The 17649-nt window shown below is 61.4% G+C and carries 14 protein-coding genes; 11 read left to right on the top strand and 3 right to left on the bottom strand.

Annotated features, from left to right (window positions below; genetic code table 11):
* Nucleotides 1-5: 5 nt before the first annotated feature.
* The 5 genes from cobN to BJL86_RS07980 all read left to right on the top strand — a co-directional run bounded on the left by cobN (nucleotide 6) and on the right by BJL86_RS07980 (nucleotide 7954).
* Nucleotides 6-3647, top strand: coding sequence for a cobaltochelatase subunit CobN (gene cobN, locus BJL86_RS08000; protein ID WP_067471229.1), 3642 nt, complete (start codon nucleotides 6-8; stop codon nucleotides 3645-3647).
* Nucleotides 3648-3817: 170 nt separating this feature from the next.
* Nucleotides 3818-4750 (top strand): hypothetical protein, encoded by a 933-nt coding sequence (locus BJL86_RS07995; RefSeq protein WP_067471231.1) that lies wholly within the window; start codon nucleotides 3818-3820, stop codon nucleotides 4748-4750.
* On the top strand, nucleotides 4747-6495 hold the full coding sequence (gene lnt / locus BJL86_RS07990) for an apolipoprotein N-acyltransferase (protein WP_082908291.1): 1749 nt from the start codon (nucleotides 4747-4749) through the stop codon (nucleotides 6493-6495). Before BJL86_RS07995 ends, lnt begins: the two co-directional genes overlap by 4 nt.
* Before the next feature lie 12 nt (nucleotides 6496-6507).
* Complete coding sequence (locus tag BJL86_RS07985; protein ID WP_067471233.1) at nucleotides 6508-7260, top strand: polyprenol monophosphomannose synthase; 753 nt, start codon at nucleotides 6508-6510, stop codon at nucleotides 7258-7260.
* 34 nt (nucleotides 7261-7294) lie between these two features.
* Nucleotides 7295-7954, top strand: coding sequence for a class I SAM-dependent methyltransferase (locus tag BJL86_RS07980; protein ID WP_067471234.1), 660 nt, complete (start codon nucleotides 7295-7297; stop codon nucleotides 7952-7954).
* Nucleotides 7955-8067: 113 nt separating this feature from the next.
* Here BJL86_RS07980 and BJL86_RS07975 read toward each other — a convergent pair whose 3' ends face one another.
* Entirely contained in the window at nucleotides 8068-8412 is a 345-nt protein-coding gene (locus BJL86_RS07975; RefSeq protein ID WP_067471235.1) for an RNA polymerase-binding protein RbpA, read from the bottom strand.
* Nucleotides 8413-8642: 230 nt separating this feature from the next.
* Between BJL86_RS07975 and BJL86_RS07970 the strand changes: the two genes are divergently transcribed.
* Both BJL86_RS07970 and BJL86_RS07965 read left to right on the top strand, forming a co-directional pair.
* On the top strand, nucleotides 8643-8924 hold the full coding sequence (locus BJL86_RS07970) for a hypothetical protein (RefSeq protein WP_067471236.1): 282 nt from the start codon (nucleotides 8643-8645) through the stop codon (nucleotides 8922-8924).
* On the top strand, nucleotides 8921-10678 hold the full coding sequence (locus BJL86_RS07965) for an alpha/beta hydrolase (protein WP_082908292.1): 1758 nt from the start codon (nucleotides 8921-8923) through the stop codon (nucleotides 10676-10678). The genes BJL86_RS07970 and BJL86_RS07965 overlap by 4 nt, the downstream gene beginning before the upstream one ends.
* Here the strand turns inward: BJL86_RS07965 and BJL86_RS07960 are convergent, their stop codons facing one another.
* The gene (locus BJL86_RS07960; RefSeq protein WP_067471238.1) at nucleotides 10679-12337 is read right to left on the bottom strand and encodes an FUSC family protein; all 1659 of its coding nucleotides are present in this window, start codon (nucleotides 12335-12337) and stop codon (nucleotides 10679-10681) included.
* Nucleotides 12338-12537: 200 nt separating this feature from the next.
* Between BJL86_RS07960 and BJL86_RS07955 the strand changes: the two genes are divergently transcribed.
* On the top strand, nucleotides 12538-12966 hold the full coding sequence (locus BJL86_RS07955; RefSeq protein WP_067471240.1) for a hypothetical protein: 429 nt from the start codon (nucleotides 12538-12540) through the stop codon (nucleotides 12964-12966).
* On the opposite strand, the gene BJL86_RS07950 is transcribed toward BJL86_RS07955, so the two are convergent.
* Nucleotides 12963-13508: a GNAT family N-acetyltransferase gene (locus tag BJL86_RS07950; protein ID WP_156515177.1), complete on the bottom strand. Its 546-nt coding sequence runs from the start codon at nucleotides 13506-13508 to the stop codon at nucleotides 12963-12965. The two genes, BJL86_RS07955 and BJL86_RS07950, sit on opposite strands and share 4 nt — an antisense overlap.
* Nucleotides 13509-14348: 840 nt before the next feature.
* Here BJL86_RS07950 and BJL86_RS07945 point away from each other — a divergent pair.
* Genes BJL86_RS07945 through BJL86_RS17115 form a run of 3 tightly spaced genes read left to right on the top strand, consistent with a single transcriptional unit; the run spans nucleotide 14349 to nucleotide 17222 of the window.
* Nucleotides 14349-15371 (top strand): tyrosine-type recombinase/integrase, encoded by a 1023-nt coding sequence (locus BJL86_RS07945; protein ID WP_414836051.1) that lies wholly within the window; start codon nucleotides 14349-14351, stop codon nucleotides 15369-15371.
* A complete protein-coding gene (locus BJL86_RS07940; protein WP_075844910.1) occupies nucleotides 15368-15697 on the top strand; it encodes a helix-turn-helix domain-containing protein in 330 nt (109 codons plus the stop codon). The genes BJL86_RS07945 and BJL86_RS07940 overlap by 4 nt, the downstream gene beginning before the upstream one ends.
* A complete protein-coding gene (locus tag BJL86_RS17115; protein WP_156515178.1) occupies nucleotides 15690-17222 on the top strand; it encodes a site-specific integrase in 1533 nt (510 codons plus the stop codon). The genes BJL86_RS07940 and BJL86_RS17115 overlap by 8 nt, the downstream gene beginning before the upstream one ends.
* Nucleotides 17223-17649: the final 427 nt, after the last annotated feature.

Raw genomic sequence — 17649 nt, 5'->3', positions numbered from 1 at the left:
TCACGATGACGATTTTGTTGCTGTCCACCTCGGACACCGATCTGCTCTCTGCACACGCCTCGGGCGCCGACTTCCGGGTAGCGAACCCGGCACGCAACAGCGCCGAACGCAATGCCGAGCTCGCCGCCGATTGTTTCGTGGTGGTGCTGCGTTATCTCGGCAGTAGGCAGTCGATCGAGGAGCACACCGAGGCCATCAAGGCCACGGGCTCCCAGCTCATCGTGGTTTCCGGCGAGCAGGCCCACGATGCGGACCTGATGAGCGTGTCGACCGTGCCGGCCGGTGTCGCGAGAGAAACCCACGACTATCTCGCCCACGGTGGGCCGGGCAATCTCCAGAACCTGCACGCGTTCCTTTCCGACACGATCGCATTGACCGGCGACACCTTCGAGCCGCCGCAGGAAATGCCCGCTTGGGGTTACCTCGACGGGGAGTGGACCCCCGCCTCCACGGGTCTGGCCGCGGAGATCGCCCCGAACGCCTCCGCGCCGCGCGTTGCTGTCGTGTACTACCGTGCGCAGCATCTCGCCGGCAACACCGCGTACGTCTCCGCGTTGTGCGACGCCATTTCCGCGGCCGGTGGCCAGCCCGTGCCGATCTATGCGGCCTCGTTGCGCCAGCCCGCTGAGGGGCTGCTGGATGTTCTCGAAGGCGTGGACGCGGCGATCGTGACGGTGTTGGCCGCGGGAGGAGCTACGCCGGCGCTCGCCGGTGCCGGGGAATCGGATGATTCGTGGAACGTGGCGCACCTTGCCGCCCTCGATATCCCCATCCTGCAGGGATTGTGCCTGACCAATAGCCGCGCCCAGTGGGCGGACTCCGACGATGGTCTGTCCCCGCTCGACGTGGCCACGCAGGTGGCGGTGCCCGAGTTCGACGGCCGAGTGATCACCGTGCCGTTCTCGTTCAAGGAGTACGACGACGAGGGCCTGGCACGCTACGTGCCCGATCACGAGCGGGCCGCGCGTCTCGCGGGGCTGGCCGCTCGGCACGGCCTGCTCGGAAAGATCGACGCAGCGGACAAGCGGGTCGTGGTCATGCTTTCCGCCTATCCCACGAAGCACGCACGCATCGGCAATGCGGTCGGCCTGGATACCGGCGCCTCGGTCGTCGAGCTGCTGCGCGCGATGCGGGAAGCCGGCTACGATCTCGGCTCCGCGTCGATCCCCGGTTTGGACACCGAGCACTCGGACGATCTCATCCACGCGATTATCGCCGCCGGCGGGCAGGATCCGGACTGGCTCACCGAGGAGCAGATGGAGGCGAGCCCTCACCGCATTCCCGCGGAAACCTACCGACGCTGGTTTGCCACGCTCCCGGACGAACTGCGCACGGAGGTCGTCGACGCGTGGGGAGAGGCGCCGGGTGAGCTCTACGTCCATGACGACACCATCTATCTCGCGGCGCTGGAGTTCGGCAACGTCCTCGTCATGGTCCAGCCGCCGCGCGGATTCGGCGAGAACCCGGTTGCGATCTATCACGATCCCGATCTAGCGCCGAGCCACCATTACCTCGCGGCTTACCGTTGGCTCCGGGAGCCGGCCGCGAACGGCGGCTTCGGCGCGCACATCGTGTGCCACGTCGGAAAGCACGGCAATATGGAATGGCTGCCGGGCAAGAACGTCGGGCTTTCCGCGGAGTGCGGCCCCGACGCCGCGATCGGGGATCTTCCGCTCATCTACCCGTTTCTTGTCAATGATCCCGGAGAGGGCTCGCAGGCCAAGCGTCGCGCCCACGCGGTCCTCGTCGATCACCTCATCCCGCCGATGGCGCGAGCCGAGTCCTACGGCGACATCAACCGTCTCGAGCAACTGCTCGACGAGCACGCCACCGTCGCGGCGATGGACCCGGCGAAGCTCCCCGCGCTGCGCCAGCAGATCTGGACTCTCATCACCGCCGCTCGGATGGACCGGGAGCTGGGGTGGGAACAGCGCCCAGACGAAGAGGTCTTCGACGACATGCTCATGCATGTCGACGGCTGGCTGTGCGAGATCAAGGACGTACAGATCCGCGATGGACTCCACACTCTCGGCCGCGCTCCGCAAGGCCAGGAGCTCGTGGAACTTGTCACCGCGATGCTGCGGGCGCGGCGCATGTGGGGAGGGGACAGATCCTCCGACGGACTACGCGAGGCACTCGGGCTGATTGAGGACGGCTCGGAATCGCGTGTCCGCACCGACGAAATCGAGCAGCTGGCGGCCTCGCTCGTCGCCGGGATCGCAGAGAAGGACTGGGATCCGGACGCGGTAGGGGACGTTCTCGGCGCCGCGACGCTTCCGGACACGGCCAACCGCGAGGCCCTTGCCGATCTACTCGACTTCACCTGTCGGGAAATCGTTCCGCGCCTCGCGGCGACCGCGGAGGAGATCCCTCGTGTCCTGCACGCCCTGGACGGCGGGTTCATCCCGGCCGGCCCTTCGGGTTCGCCGCTGCGCGGGCTCATCAACGTGCTGCCGACCGGGCGCAACTTCTACTCGGTCGATCCCCGCGCGCTGCCGAGTCCGCTCGCGTGGGAAACCGGGCAGCTCATGGCGGATTCGCTCCTGCGACGTCATAAAGAAGATACGGGTGAGTACCCGAAATCCGTGGGGCTGTCGGTGTGGGGCACCTCGGCGATGCGCACCAGCGGCGACGACGTGGCCGAGGTTTTCGCGCTTCTCGGCATCCGTCCACGCTGGGACGAAGCGTCTCGACGTATCGTCGGGCTCGAACCGATCCCGCTCGACGAGCTCGGTAGGCCGCGCGTCGATGTCACCGTGCGCATCTCCGGATTCTTCCGCGACGCCTTCCCGCACGTGCTCGCGCTCATCGACGACGCGGTGCGCATGGCCGCCGCCCAGGACGAGCCGACCGATTCCAACTTCCTGCGCGCCAACGTCGACGCCGACACCGCCGCAGGGGTCGATCCCGAACGGGCCACCGACCGCGTATTCGGTTCGAAGCCGGGCACCTATGGCGCTGGCATACTCCAGGCGATCGATTCCGGGAATTGGCGCGACGATGCCGACCTCGCGGCCGTCTACACCGAGTGGGGCGGCTACTCCTACGGGCGCGGCCGCGACGGAGTGCCCGCGGGCGCAGACATGCAACGCGTGTACGGCCGAATCGACGTGGCAGCTAAGAACGTCGACTCCCTCGAACATGACGTGCTCGATTCGGACGACTACTACCAGTTCCACGGAGGCATGGTGGCGACCGTCAAGGCCCTGCGCGGTTCGGCGCCAGCCGCGTATGTCGGAGACTCGACTCGACCGGACTCGGTGCGCACGCGGTCACTACTCGAGGAAACCTCCCGGGTTATCCGCGCGCGCGTGCTCAATCCCCGGTGGATCGAGGGTATGCGCAAGCACGGCTACAAGGGCGCATTCGAGATGGCGGCAACGGTCGACTATCTCTTCGGTTTCGACGCGACGACTTCGGTGATCGACGACTGGACCTACGATGCGGTCACCCGCGAGTACGTCCTCGATCCGGACAACCGGGAGTTTCTGGAGAAGTCCAACCCCTGGGCAATGCACTCGATGGCCGAGCGGCTCCTCGAGGCCGCGGACCGTGGCCTGTGGTCCGAACCCGACCCTCAGGTGCTCGAGGATCTACGCGAGGCGTTCCTCGATGCGGAGGGAAAAATCGAAGGTGGAGACGAATAGCTGCCGTGGCGGCCCACGCCTCGCGCCGCGAGCGACCACGCCTGTGCGCCATAATTGAACGCATGCCACAAAAATCGAGTTCGTCGGAAATTGCACGCCAGCTCGGTCCGACGTTGATTCACGGGGCACGCGTCCTCAGTCCCGCCTCTCGCGACGCTACCTCGCTAGCCGTGGATAACCGTTCCGTCGCATGGATCGGCCAGGACGCGCCAGGCCCCACGCTGTTCCCGGAAGCCTCTTCCGTCGATGCCGAAGGCGCATGGTGCGCGCCCGCGTTCCTCGAATTCGCGCCCGGCGACGACGCCGGGGCGGACGCGTCCGCAGCGGGCCGGGGCGTCGTGAGAATGAAGGCGGATGCTCCCGTTTTGCAGAACCCCGGCTCCGCCGTCATCGATTCGTTGGTTGCCGGGGACCTCGACAAGCTCACGCTCCGGGCGGATCCCGCGGCAGGCGGTCTACAAGGGGTTCTGGACTTCCTCGCTGCCGCGGCGGAGAAGGCGGGGGACGTCCGCGTGGCCGGACGCGCTCCCGCAATCGTGGGTCTCGGGGCCGCCGATCTCGGCGCAATCTCGTCCGAGCAGATCGATCAGCTATCGAAGTACGGTGTCTCGCTCGTGCTCGCACCGTTACTGGGCGATGGGGTATCAGGGGCGGACCTCATCGGTCTTGCGGCGGCTGGGATTCCGATGGCCGGAACGTGCTGGGATGGTGTCGAGTTCCGGCCCTGGGATGCGCTCGCTGCACTCACCGGCGTAGGCGACGCGGCGCCCGCTCCGGCGCGTGCACTGTCCCCGCGCGCGGCATTCACGGCGGCGACCCGAGGCGCGGTTCGAGCATTCCTCGGGCAGGGAAGTGGTCTCGGAGTCCTGCAGCCAGGCGCACCGGCCTCCTTCGCGTTGTGGCACACGGGCGAGCTCGTCGCCAAGGCCGCCGACGATGCCGTGCAAAGGTGGTCCACGGATCCCCGGTCGGGGGTTCCGCCCATGCCGGATCTGGAAGGACCGGCTCCCACGTGTCTCGCGGTGGTCGATCGCGGCGAGGTGCTGTTCGAAAGCGGTGTCCTTGGCACGGCCACGGGTTCCGGATCGGAGAAGGCACTATGAAGCTCGGGAAGAAGCCCGCCGCAACGAAGGACGCCGCAGGTAAGGCCGAGGGTGTAGAGCTCACCGCCGGCTACTCTCGGTTCCTCACCCTGCTGAGGTTCGGCCTGGCCGCGCTGGGCGGCGTCCTGGTGTTCCTGTCGTTCCCGCCAGTCGCCTGGTGGTTCACGGCGCCGTTCGGAATCGCGCTGTTTCTCGTATCGCTGACCCCCTGGGATATGGGGCCGAAGCCGAAACCGGACAGCAAATTCGAAAGGCACACCGCGCACATTCCGGGATCGTGGATGGCCATCGGACTCGGCATCGTGTTCGGGATGGCGTTCTTCGGGCTGCTCTTGCCATGGGTGGGCATGTACGTCGGGTGGTATGCGGCGGTCGGTCTGTCGCTCGTGGAATCGCTGTATACGGCGCTCTTCGCTCTCGGCGCATCGTTGATGCTTCGGGTACTTCACCGCTCGACGATGACCACGCTCACGTACTTGTCCACGGCGCTGTTTCTCCCGGCGTGGTGGCTGGCGACCGAATTCCTTCGCTCGTCGTGGCCCTGGAACGGATTCCCGTGGGGTCGGCTCGCATTCGGTCAGGCCAACGGCCCGCTCGTGTTTCTCACACCGATCACCACGACACCCGGACTCAGTTATATCGTCGCGCTCATCGGCGCAATGCTCGCGATCTTCGTCGTCGCGTGGCAGTGGCGTCATGTCACCGCGCCGAGTAGTTATCGCGCCCCGATCACGCTCGCGGGATATGTGGTCGTCTTACTCTCGGTGACCGTCGGCCTCGCCTTCACGCCGATGGCGAGCGGCACCAGGCATCCGGACGACCAGGTTCCCCTCAATGTGGCAGCCGTGCAGGGCAACGTCCCACGTACCGGACTGGACTTCAATTCGCAGCGTTTCCAGGTGCTACAAAATCACGTCGACGAGACGCTGCGGCTGGCCGATGATGTGGCCTCCGGACGCGCCGAGCAGCCCGACATCGTGTTGTGGCCCGAGAACGCTGCCGACGTCAATCCCGTCTACAACGAACAGGCACGCGAACTCGTCGACGAGGCCACGGATGCCATCAATGTCCCGATCATCGTCGGTTCGGTCATTCCGACAGGAAGCGAAGAGGAGCCATCGGCCACAAACTCGATGCTCGTATGGGAGCCGGGAAAGGGTGAAACAGCCCGGCACGACAAGTACTTCGTCCAACCGTTCGGCGAGTGGCTCCCGTGGCGCGGCTTCTGGGAATCGATCTTCCCCATCGCCGAGCGCGCCGGATATTTCGAACCCGGCCCGCCTGACTGGACTCTTCGCGTCGGGGACACGAAGATCGGCGTCGCCACGTGTTTCGAGATCGCGTTCACCCGCGCGGCGACAGACGCGGTAAAGGACGGTGCCCGGATCCTTACGGTACCCACCAACAACGCAACGTTCGGCGAGTCACCGATGACCTACCAGCAGCTCGCCATGAGCCGCGTCCAGGCCGTAGAGCACCACATCCCCGTGGTAGTCGCCTCAACCAACGGTGTGTCGGCTGTGATCAACGAACGGGGACGAATCGAGTCGGAGACGGAGTTGTCCACCGCTGACGTGCTCACCGCGTCGTTCGGCGACGTCCCCACTGGTACGCTCGCTACGCGACTGGGAGCGAAAGTCGAATACGTCCTCGCGTTCTTCGGGCTTCTCGGGGCACTGGGCGCCATGCTCGTGCTCAATAGACTTCCGACCCTCGAGCGTCGCCGTCGCCATAGCACCGTCTAGGAAAGAGGGAGAATGAGCAATTCCGAATCGTTGGTGATCATGCCGACATACAACGAACGGGAAAATCTTCCCTCGATAATCGCGCGCCTCTTGGTGGCTGTGCCTGACACAGATGTCCTCATCGCCGATGACAACAGCCCTGACGGCACCGGGGAGGTTGCCGACGAACTCGCCGCGGGCGATATCCACGGCCGGATCCATGTACTCCACCGCAAGGGCAAGGAGGGACTAGGAGCGGCATACATCGCGGGTTTCCGTTGGGCACTCGAACGTGGCTATGGCGTCATCATCGAGATGGATGCAGACGGCTCGCATCCGCCCGAATCACTTCCCACGCTTATCGGCGCCGTCCAACAGGGAGCGGATCTCGCGATCGGTTCGCGTTACGTGCCGGGCGGCCGGATCGAGAACTGGCCGCTGAGCCGCCATCTCATCTCGCGCGGCGGTAACCTGTACTCCAAGATCATGCTCGGCGCCGAGGTCAACGACATCACCGCCGGGTATCGCGCCTACAAGGCAGAAGCTTTGGCATCCCTGGATTTCGGTACGATCGACTCCGCTGGCTATTGCTTTCAAATCGATATGACCTGGCGTCTGCGACAAGCCGGATGCCGAATCGTCGAGGTGCCCATTACTTTCGTAGAGCGCACTGTCGGGCAGTCGAAAATGAGCGAATCGATTTTCCGCGAAGCCGCGGTCAACGTCGCCCGTTGGGGGTTCGAGCACCGCGCATCGCAGCTGCGATCGCTCTTCGGGCGCTCGTAGCCGGCCGGTCCAAGGGCTCGCGAAAGGAGCATGCATGCACGAGACTCAGTCCGACCCCACCGAGTTCTGGGAAGACCTTTACGCCGGAAAGTCCCGGTGGAGCGGCAACCCGAACCCCGTGCTCGTTGACGTCGTCGGAGCTCTTTCCCCTGGGAGAAGCCTCGATCTCGGCTGCGGTGAGGGTGCGGACGTGCTGTGGCTCGCCGGTCAGGGCTGGGACGCGACCGGGGTCGATATTTCGTCCACCGCCGTCTCCCGGGCGCGTGCCGCCGCAGAGCAGAACCGGGATTCGATGCCGGGGTCGGCTACGTTCGATTCCGGAGATCTAGCACCGTGGCTGGCTCGTGCGCGGGTCGAGGCTCTTGGCCCCCTTGATCTCGTGACTGCAAGCTTCTTCCAGTCGCCGCTGGACGATTTCGACCGGGTCGGAATCATCAACCTCGCCGGAGAAATGGTGCGCCCCGGCGGCTATCTCTTCGCTCTAAGCCACTTTGCACCGCCGGACTGGGCCCCAGCTGAGCATCGCGGCCACGGCGACATGCCAACGCCCTGGGGCGAGGTGCTCGACCTGTCCGTCCCAGCCGGATCCTGGACTGTGCAGATCAGCGAGGTACGAGAACGCAAGGCGACCGGGCCTGAGGGCCAGATCGGGCACATGAAGGACACGGTCGTGCTTCTGCGCCGCGAGCGCTGAGCACGCCCCGCGCGGCCCGCGGCCCCAAGGCGGGGTAAATAGAGATCGGCGGACACCTTTTCGGTGTCCGCCGTCATCGATGAGAAAACCGCGTGGGAATGGGCCCCGATCTGCTAGCGGCTGCCGGCGCGCCGACGCTTCTTAAGCACGTCGAGGCGCTCCTTGAGCAGATCGTCGAGCTCGTCCATGGAACGACGCTCGAGCAACATGTCCCAGTGGGTACGCGGCGGCTTCACCTTCTTGGATTCTGGGGCCGGGCCGTCGAGCAGCTTGCCCTCCTGGCCGTTCTTGCACATCCAGGTGCCGGGGATCTCCGCCTCGTCCGCGAAGGGGATCTCGTAGATATCGCCGTTCTCGGTCTGGTAACGGGCTGTGCGGCGCGGGGCGAGATCGTGATCCCGGTCCGTCTCGTAACTGACCGCACCGAGGCGACTTCCGCGCAATACTCGATCTGCCATAAAAGGGCTCCTTCGCTTGGTGCCTAGATGTTTCCAGCATGTATAACGCGCGAGACTGGGCAATTGTTCCCGCTGCAACTTCCCGCGGGGCCGCGAGCCCCGCGTGCGCGCGTGTAACGTCTCCGCGTATTGTAGCCGCCGTGACCGACGAACATCCAGACTCCCGGGCAGGGGACGACACCGCGGCGCATCTTGATGATGTCGCACCGTGCCAGTGGTGTGGTCGCCCGGTGTCGCAGCCAGCGAGCGGTCGCCGCCGGAAATACTGCAAGCGATCGTGCCGTCAGCGGGCATACGAACACCGCCAGATGACGTCGCGTTTGCACCTTCCCGAGGGGACCGTGGTGCTCACCGAAGCCGAGGCCACTTCGATTTCGGAGCGAGCATTCATGCTCCGCTGTGCCGCCGAAGACCTCCAGACGGCAGTGGACGAGGGCGCAAGCACGAAGGAGATCGGGGACCTCGCGGCCAAGTTGGTGCGTAGCGCCCGCGAAGCCGAGCGCATCAGATGAGTCGACAGGCGATTTCGGCGCGCGATACACGGCAAGTTCTCTATCCGCGGTGGTTCGTCGCACTGCACGGCCTCACCAACCGCTGGAAGCTACGCGATTCCGGACTGATCGGGGCCGCGGTCCTCGCCTGGATCTCGTTCATGCCCTCGCTTCTGCCGAGGGTGTGGTACTTCCAGGGCCTTATCACCGGAATCGCACTTTTCACCGGGTACGTTCTCGCGATCATTATCCGCAGTATCCACCTGCGCTACGTAGCACCGCAGATCACGCTCACCGACAGTTGGCGCCGGATCGGCGATTCGCTCATCTACTGGTCGCACAAACTCATCCCGTTCCTGGTCATCGTGTACGTCGTGATCGGCTCGATCTCCGCGGTGCGGTGGCACGACCAATCCGCGGCACTCGTCGACGCATCGACCCAGTCGTGGCTGCTTTACCTCGGTATCCCGGTGATCGCGCTCGCCGTGTTCTTCGTCATCCTGACAATTGGCAGGGAAGTGGTCTGGCTCGTCGCGTGGGTGTCGCGGTTTCTACAACGAAGGCTCCGGGTCCCGCGTCCGGCCGCCCGGTTCGTCGGTATTGTCGCCGTAGTCATCCTGGCACTTGGGCTGGGACAGGGCGTCGTGCTACGCGTGTTCTTCGAAGGCGCGAACATGCTCTTCAGCGCGCAAAACGACAACGCCATCGACGGCGTCACCGAGCCTGCCGAGTCCGAACGTTCGGGGAGCCCCGACTCCGTCGTCGATTTCGAGGACCTCGGGATGCAGGGCCGTCGGTTCGTCGACGGCGGGCTGCGCGCCGACGAACTCTCCATGCTGCTCGGCGAGGAGGCGAAAGAACCGATCCGGCTGTATTCGGGAATCGAATCAGCATCCGATGACGACGGACGTGCCTCACTCGTAGTGGACGAACTCAACCGCACTCGAGCCTGGGAACGGGAATCCGTGGCGATCGTCCCCACCACCGGCACGGGATGGATCAACCCGAACGCCGCACAGGCCATCGAGTTACTCGGCGCAGGAGATACCGCGATCGTCGGCACGCAGTATTCGTTCCTGCCCAGCTGGATTTCGTTCCTCGCAGACCAGGACAAGGCCCGTGCGGCGGGAAGTGCACTGGTCAGCGCGGTCGCCGCGTGGCGCGATTCCCTTCCCGCCGATGCGCACAAACCGAAGCTCTACGTCTACGGGGAATCGCTTGGAACTCTCGCCGGCGAGGGTGCCTTCTCCGGTCTGCGCGACATTCGTTCGACCGTCGATGGAGTGCTCTGGATGGGTCCGCCGAACTCGAGCACGATCTGGAACTCGCTGGTCTCACGAAGAGACCCGGGCACGACAGAAGTAGAGCCGACGTACGCCGACGGTTTGCTGGTCCGGTTTTCCGAGAACCCTGCCGAGTTTCGCGAAGGAGTGGGAGAGTGGCTGTCTCCCCGGATTCTCTACGTGCAGCACGCCACCGACCCGGTGGTGTGGTGGAACAGCGATCTACTTTTCGAACGTCCCGATTGGCTCGAGGAGGAGCCGGGCGAGGGGCGCCATCCTGATATGACGTACCTACCCATCGGCACCTTTTGGCAGGTCACCGCGGATCTTGGCAACGCCGTCGGGGGAGGCCAGGGCTACGGTCATTTATACGACAACGAGATCATCGACGGTTGGGCGACCATCACCGAACGGCCAGGATGGGGCGAGGAGGCCGCGGAGAGGTTCCAGCGACTGCACAATGAGGCGATGGAGTCGCAGCCGCGCGGATAGCTACCGCTCCGTGATCTCGATGCTCGCCGCCAGTTGGGTGAGGAGCGAATCGATTCTCGCGTCCATCTGGCGCCCTCCGTCACCGAGTTCCTCGGACGCGTTGAGCATGAGAGTGCGCACCTTCTCGATCCGTGCATCGTTCCAGCGGGCGGCGTCGAGAGTGCGAGTGCCGATGAGCAGATAGCCGATATTTGCGATCTCACGACCGTTGTGAACAGCGTCCGAACCACCCTCTTCGGTCGTGACGGCGCCGGCCACAGAATCGAGCAGTCGGAGATCGGTGTACAGGGAATCTCGCGAATCCGAATCGTCAGGCGCCGAGATGAACGCTGCGGCCGAACGCAGTGTCCGCGATGTTTGGGCACGAAGTACCTTTGCCGGCATCGCGCGGCCGAACAACCAGATCGCGATGAATGCCGCGACCACGCCGATCACCGTGTCGAGAAGGCGTTCGGCCATGATCGGCCACGGGTCGTCGGGTATCTGGCCCCCCACAGAAATGAGGAGCGCGAGCGGGGTAATGAACAGCGTGGCCAACGCGTACTGCTTGGCGACGAAGAGTTCGACGAGCAATTGCAGGGACACGAGGATGACCACCAGGCTCCAGGGGGAAGGCGAGGCCCAGACGATCAACGTGAAAAGCCCGATACCGAGGACTGTGCCCGCAAGGCGGTTAACGGCGCGGTAGGACTGGATGATGCGTGCGCCACCCATGTGGAGCGCCACCGCGGCGAAAGCCGTCGACCAATAGATGTGTTCGCCGTTTAGCGCGAGGGTCACGAGCCCCGCGATGATCGTCGCCACGGCGACGCGAGAAGCGGTCACCAGGTTCTCTGATGGCCACGAAAGAGCATGGGACAGTAGGACTCGCGCCTTCGGCCGACCGCTCGATGCTCCTGCCGACCCCACCATGCGGTCGAACAATCCCGACGACGCGTCCGAATTCAAACGATTGCCCGTGAAGTAGTGCGCGGCGGCATCGCCGAGCCGGACGTTGAACCGGTACTCGGCGCTTTCGACGTCGTCGCGAAGCGCGTTCAGCGTCGTCATCCTTCGCCCCGCCCATGGACCTCGAGGAAAGAGGGGAGCGGCATCATCCAACGCCGTCCAGGCACTGTGGAGTGCGGCAGACGCCTTCCGTTGCAGCGGCCGCGCCGATTCTCCTGGCGCGGACTCGGCGTACGTATCAACAGCGGCGATGGCGGCGCTGACCGCCTTCTTCTCCGGCAAATGCGGCTGCGTTGCAAGCTCTGCCATAGTCCCGACGACGGCCACCGCGCCACCAACCAGGGTCATCAGCAGCACGTGACTCGCCGGCATGTCGTGCTGATAAACCATGTAGTTGACCACGCCACAGCCGAGCATCAAGAAGTACGCTGCCGGCGGACCAACCAGGAGCGCCGTACAGGCAAAGCTCGCCGCGGACGACAGCACGATCACCGCGACGAGCAGAAGCGGGGAGCTTCCACCAACGGCAATTCCGAGAAGCGCACACACGAACAGCGCGAGCGCCACGGTGGACACGACGATCAGCCGTCGACGGTACGGCGCATCTGGAGCATAAAGTACTGCGAACAGCCCGAGGCTTGCGAGGAGAGCGAGATCGAATCGACCGAACGCCGTAAAGGCAGAAAGGGTGATCAGCTGGATGATGGCCACCTTTGTGGCGGGGCGTCGCCTCGAAGGAAGATTATTAACGCTGAATGCTGCACCCAGATGTCGGAGAATTACGGTCACGTGTGTACCGTACTCCTCACGACCAGCATTCCCGCAGATGGCAGGGTAGTGGCTGCACCTAGCCGGCCCATTGCGCTGCGTGGTGCGTTATCCGTATCGGCCCCGAAGAAGGTGGAGTGACCATGGAGAGCCTCCTGCTTCCCACGCAGATTTCCATTGCGTCCGCAGCGGGAATGTTGCTCCTCGGGATGGTTCTCGGCATCTGGAAGTTTTTCGGAATGGTGAACAGCGAGAATGGTCTCGCACACCCTTACGTCGATATCGCCCATCGGGCAGCCCTCATGTATGCGGCAGCGACATTGATCCTCGTCCCGCTCGCGCAATTCAATGAATGGTCAACCGTGGCCAACACGATCGCCGTGAGCGTCGTAGTATTTCTCTTCGTTGCGAACATTGTTAACTATGCGTTCCACGGATGGAAAGAAGACACCACCAACCAGGTCCATCCGGTCACGCCGTTGGTTATCGGCGGCATAGTCGCGATTATCGTGGGGGAGATCGGAGGAGTCGGATTCTTGCTTGCCGGATTCCTCGACACCCAGTTCGGCTAGGCCCGTGGCAGCGGCGTTTCCCTGCCCTCAAGCGTGCGCTGGAGAAATGCGAGATCGAGCCATCGCCCAAATTTGACGCCGACCTGCGGCATCCGCCCGACGATCTCGAATCCGAGTTTTTCGTGGAGCGCGATCGACGCCGAATTACTGGCGTCGATTCCTGCGACCATAACGTGAACGCCAGACTGCTGGGCACGCTCTATAAGCCGTTCCATGAGCATGGTTCCGATGCCTTTGCCGTGCTGATCGCTGCGTACGTACACCGAATGCTCGACCGTATGCCGATAACCATCGAACGGGCGCCACTGCGAATAGGTCGCGTAACCTAACACCTCGTATTCGTTAATTGGCGAACTACACACAAGTACAGGAAACCCCGCATTCGTTCGTTCCACGAGCCATCGTGCACGGTTATCCTGGTCCACGGTCTGGTCGTTCCAAATTGCTGTCGTGTTTTCCACGGCATCGTTGTATATCGCGGCGATCGCTGCGACATGGTCAGCGGTGGCGTCGTGTATCTGCACCCGGTCCTCGATTCTCATGCAGCGACTGCGGCTAGGCTTCGAAGATTACCCGGAGCGAGGACATGCACATCCCGGCGTCTCCCATCACGCCCAGCCTGCCGCCAACTGACCCACGAGCCCGTTGGTAATCATCTCTACCGAACAACCGTGAGACCCCATTCAACCGCTATACATTCGTCACTGTGACGTTTTTGTGGTACATTCGGGGCCGGCGGAGAGACGGTTCCCAGCCGGGGCTCCAGCCACTCCGGTGACCCAAACGCAGATTCAATGCCATGTCGACTCAATAACGACTTCGACTTCATTTTCATACCTACGACATGGACCAAGTTCAGAATCGGCTGTCACGCGCGCGAAAGTCGTCGTTCCACCGAGAACGACGCCACGACAGCGACCCGCAGAATTCATACGGATATCGACGGACTAACACCGGGATCGACAACACCGGCTCACAACTCGCGCGTACGACACGGGGAGCCCCGAATGACGGCTTAATGAAGTCGGGCGGGCTCTTGATCCCGCCCTCGCAGTTAGTCACTTCGCCGATAATCTACATTATGTAAAGTAATTCATTGCATATTCCATCAGATGAAACCTCGTCGGCCCTCCAACGCCGTCCCTCTGGCCCAAAGATCCCCAGCTACAAGCCAACGACCCGAGCAAGCCGAACCAATCAAACGTCAGTGCTCGGCAAGCTTCCCGTGAATAATTCACAACCCTTCTACCTGCACGCTTGACATGCGTGTTTCATCTGTTGCACCATTGTTGCATCTAATGAAACGTCGGAGGTGTGCGAGTGTGGACCACGTAGTCAAGCTAGTACGTCCGCTAGATCCTGCAGAGCACTACTTTCGCGAAATGCTGTCGGGCTGGACGAATCAGCAGATGGCTCGAAACCTGAACACCTCTACTATCGAGTCAAGATCCAGCATTGTTCAGCGATTCGTGTTGAGTACCGAAACCTACCCGTGGGAATGGACACCGAAGGTCGTTGACGAATACTTCTCGGACCTCCGGGCCGAAAACCAGCTTCAGCGGTCAACGATTCGCAGCTATCAGGGCGCTCTTCGGGCGTTCTGTTCCTACGTCAGCGAGCCATCAAATGGTTGGGTCGATCTATGTATCGAAGAATTTAACGATCACCCAACGCAGGTATTCTTCGACTGGAACACAGCTCAGCACGTGCAAGACTACGAAGGGTCCCCCACTAAACGTGCATTCACCAAGACCGAGCTGCAAGATTTCTTTGACTATGCAGACGATCAAGTCGACAGGATTCTGAGAAACGGACACAAGGGTGCGATCGCCGCATACCGGGACTCCATGGCCTTTAAGATCGCCTACTCGTACGGACTACGTGTTAATGAACTGCGGCACCTCCGCCAAGAGGACTTTTCAAGAAATCCTCACGCGCGCGAGTTTGGGCGCTTTGGCCAATTGAATGTCTTACACGGAAAAGCGTCACGTGGTTCGAGCCCCAAGCGTCGCGGAGTATTCACCGTGTTTTCATGGACCCCAGATATTGTTGAAGATACTATAGGTCTCGCTGGCGACAAATATGGAGAACGTTCTCTACTATTCCCCACTGAGCGCGGAACCTTTGTATCATCCTCCGTGCTTTGGAGGCGGTTCAGGCTTTATTGCGACGAATTGGAGCTGCCGCCTGGTCTCGATTTCCATTCGTTTCGCAGATCGTATATTACCCATCTAATAGAAGATGGATGGGACCCGTTGTTCGTTCAGAAGCAGGTCGGTCATGAATATGCGTCCACAACGGCTATCTACACGTGTGTAAGTAGTGACTTCCGAACCCGCACTCTTCGATCCGCGCTCAACGACACTATCGTTAGGTCCTCAGACAGAAAGAATAACCTCCAATGAGACTGATTGAATACGACTGGCACTTATCAGAAATCATGGCTAGGCAGGGCATCCGTAACAGCACAGATCTAGTTCCTCTACTAGCGGAGAGAGGAATCAACTTGTCTCGCACTCAGGTGTACCGCCTTTCCCACCAGAAGCCCGAACGAGTCAGCCTTGTCGTCGTCGGCGCGCTCTGCGACATTTTCAGTTGCGATATCGGGGACCTTCTGACGTTCACCGTCGCGGCGAAACCTATTGCCAGAACAGGAACAACGGCGTCGAGAGGTAGCAAATCCGGTAGTACGCTCGCACCAAGACGGGTGAAGATTACTGACGATGAATGATTCGGCTGGTAACCGTCCAAGAACTAAAGGTCGACCTCGTAATAACACTGGAAAATATAGCTGTGGGCGATGCGGTCTCAAGTTCAATCATGGAATCGCAAATTTCCCTGAGGGCCGCCTTTGCCTTACCTGCTACCGCAAGGCGACTGATACCTATGGACGCTGCCCACATTGCGGCCAACACCGGATGCTGCCTGGAGTCTCTCCTGCGACCGATAATCCTATCTGTGCGGAATGTGCTGGAATCACCCGGAACCTTCATTGTAAGACCTGCGGTAAAGAGCGCCGCCCCTATCGGGGCGGGTCGTGCGCCACCTGCGCACTTCGAGCAGATCTTTATGAAATGATGGGGAAACAAGCAGATGTAGATAAATTCGCAATTCTTACCGAAGCCCTCTGTGCAGCTGATAGGCCAGAAAGCGTACTCACATGGAAACTGAATCCAAAAGTATCGCAATTTCTAAAATTTCTTGGAGCAGGAAACTTCGAATGGGCCCACACCACGTTTGATGAATACATCCGCGAGAATCCCAAATCAAAGCGAGAAGTTGAACACGTCCGAGCAATTTTGATAAAGAACGAAGCTCTTCGTGCTCGTGACTACGACCTTCACGCTTTTGGTCAATGGTGGAAAAACAAACTTCAGACCGTCGACTCACCAAGTTTCCGCAAAGTCCTGAATCAGTTCATATCTTGGGATGTGACCCCTCGCATCAACGAGTCGATCAAAGATGGCCGCAACACGCGGCGCGCGACGCACGCTGCCAAACAACATGTCTCAACCACAATCGACTTTCTAAACTGGCTGCACTCTCAGGGCTTCGAAGACTTGTCACGCGCTCGGCAGCCCGATGTTGACTTTTGGCTCACGTCAGGGCCATCAACGCGTAGAAACCTCCGCCCATTTCTTTCCTGGACTTCGCGTAACGGCTATACAAGGAAGCTGAAGGTTCCAGTATTTGAAGCGTCAAATCATAAGCTAATCTCTAAGGACGAACGTAGTTACTGGATCATGACCTTTATTGAAGATGATTCAATACATTTGCATGTCCGTGTAGCTGGGCTATTGCTACTTGTTTTTGCGCAACCTTTAGCGAATATTGTTGAGCTAGAAATTAATGACGTCACGGACCTCGATGGGAAGCTTTTCCTGAAACTTGGAAGTCAAGCAGTACCGATTCCCTCCCCGATAGTAGGTCTGTTCCGTGACTATCTTGATCACCGACCGAACCTTAGAGGAGCGAATGCCGGAAGCTCTTGGCTTTTCCCTGGTGTAAAAGCCGGCAGATTCATCACGGTCGATTCAATCAAGGAACAGTTTAGAAAGATTGGTTTCACTCAGTTCCTCGGGGCACGCTCAAGTTCATTTGAAGAACTTCTGGCGATCGCACCCGCTCCTCTTGTGGCGGACGCATTGGGATACTCGTACAAGTCTGCCGATAAGCATTCTTTGGTTACAAATCAATCTTGGGCGCATTACGTTGGGGTTCGCACAAAGAGGGAAACAGAACAAAAGGAGCCGTGAGTAAGAACTGCTAGAGGGACCGCCGGATCCGTTGCGCTACGATGCTCCGAGTTGCGAAAGTGGGACTGGCCACGCTGTCTTAGGTGCTCTCGTTCAACTGCAACTGGCTACACTCCTCGATCGACTGCCCCACACCCATCGAGATAGAAGAATTGTACGAGTGGGAAATGACCTCCCGTAGCCAGCCGGCATTGGGAAAACTCGCCCTCCCTATATACACGTTCCTATTCGGGAATGAGACTCGACTCAACAGATTGCGCTTGAGCGTCTGTCGCTCCATTCGCGAACCGCGTCCACTTACCGTTGGATACGTTTGTCCGTGTTGGCGAACCTCTCTGCCGCGACGCCAGCTTCGAGAAGAAGTCTGAACATCAGAAGCCCACGGCAGGGACTGATTGAGGCCGGTGATCTGTTTCACCGCTTGTGT

The sequence above is a fragment of the Dietzia timorensis genome (assembly GCF_001659785.1).
Taxonomy (GTDB): Bacteria; Actinomycetota; Actinomycetes; order Mycobacteriales; family Mycobacteriaceae; genus Dietzia; species Dietzia timorensis.
The sequence above is the reverse complement of the archived record's forward strand: the minus strand, read 5'-3'. Positions and strand labels throughout refer to the sequence as shown.

What these genes read in the sequence shown, in the direction of transcription:
- cobN (WP_067471229.1), top strand. Translation starts at nt 6, where the DNA reads ATGACGATTTTGTTGCTGTCCACCTCGGACACCGATCTGCTCTCTGCA.
- lnt (WP_082908291.1), top strand. Translation starts at nt 4,747, where the DNA reads ATGAAGCTCGGGAAGAAGCCCGCCGCAACGAAGGACGCCGCAGGTAAG.
- BJL86_RS07985 (WP_067471233.1), top strand. Translation starts at nt 6,508, where the DNA reads ATGAGCAATTCCGAATCGTTGGTGATCATGCCGACATACAACGAACGG.
- BJL86_RS07980 (WP_067471234.1), top strand. Translation starts at nt 7,295, where the DNA reads ATGCACGAGACTCAGTCCGACCCCACCGAGTTCTGGGAAGACCTTTAC.
- BJL86_RS07975 (WP_067471235.1), bottom strand. Translation starts at nt 8,412, where the DNA reads ATGGCAGATCGAGTATTGCGCGGAAGTCGCCTCGGTGCGGTCAGTTAC.
- BJL86_RS07965 (WP_082908292.1), top strand. Translation starts at nt 8,921, where the DNA reads ATGAGTCGACAGGCGATTTCGGCGCGCGATACACGGCAAGTTCTCTAT.
- BJL86_RS07955 (WP_067471240.1), top strand. Translation starts at nt 12,538, where the DNA reads ATGGAGAGCCTCCTGCTTCCCACGCAGATTTCCATTGCGTCCGCAGCG.
- BJL86_RS07950 (WP_156515177.1), bottom strand. Translation starts at nt 13,508, where the DNA reads ATGAGAATCGAGGACCGGGTGCAGATACACGACGCCACCGCTGACCAT.
- BJL86_RS07945 (WP_414836051.1), top strand. Translation starts at nt 14,349, where the DNA reads ATGCTGTCGGGCTGGACGAATCAGCAGATGGCTCGAAACCTGAACACC.
- BJL86_RS07940 (WP_075844910.1), top strand. Translation starts at nt 15,368, where the DNA reads ATGAGACTGATTGAATACGACTGGCACTTATCAGAAATCATGGCTAGG.
- BJL86_RS17115 (WP_156515178.1), top strand. Translation starts at nt 15,690, where the DNA reads ATGAATGATTCGGCTGGTAACCGTCCAAGAACTAAAGGTCGACCTCGT.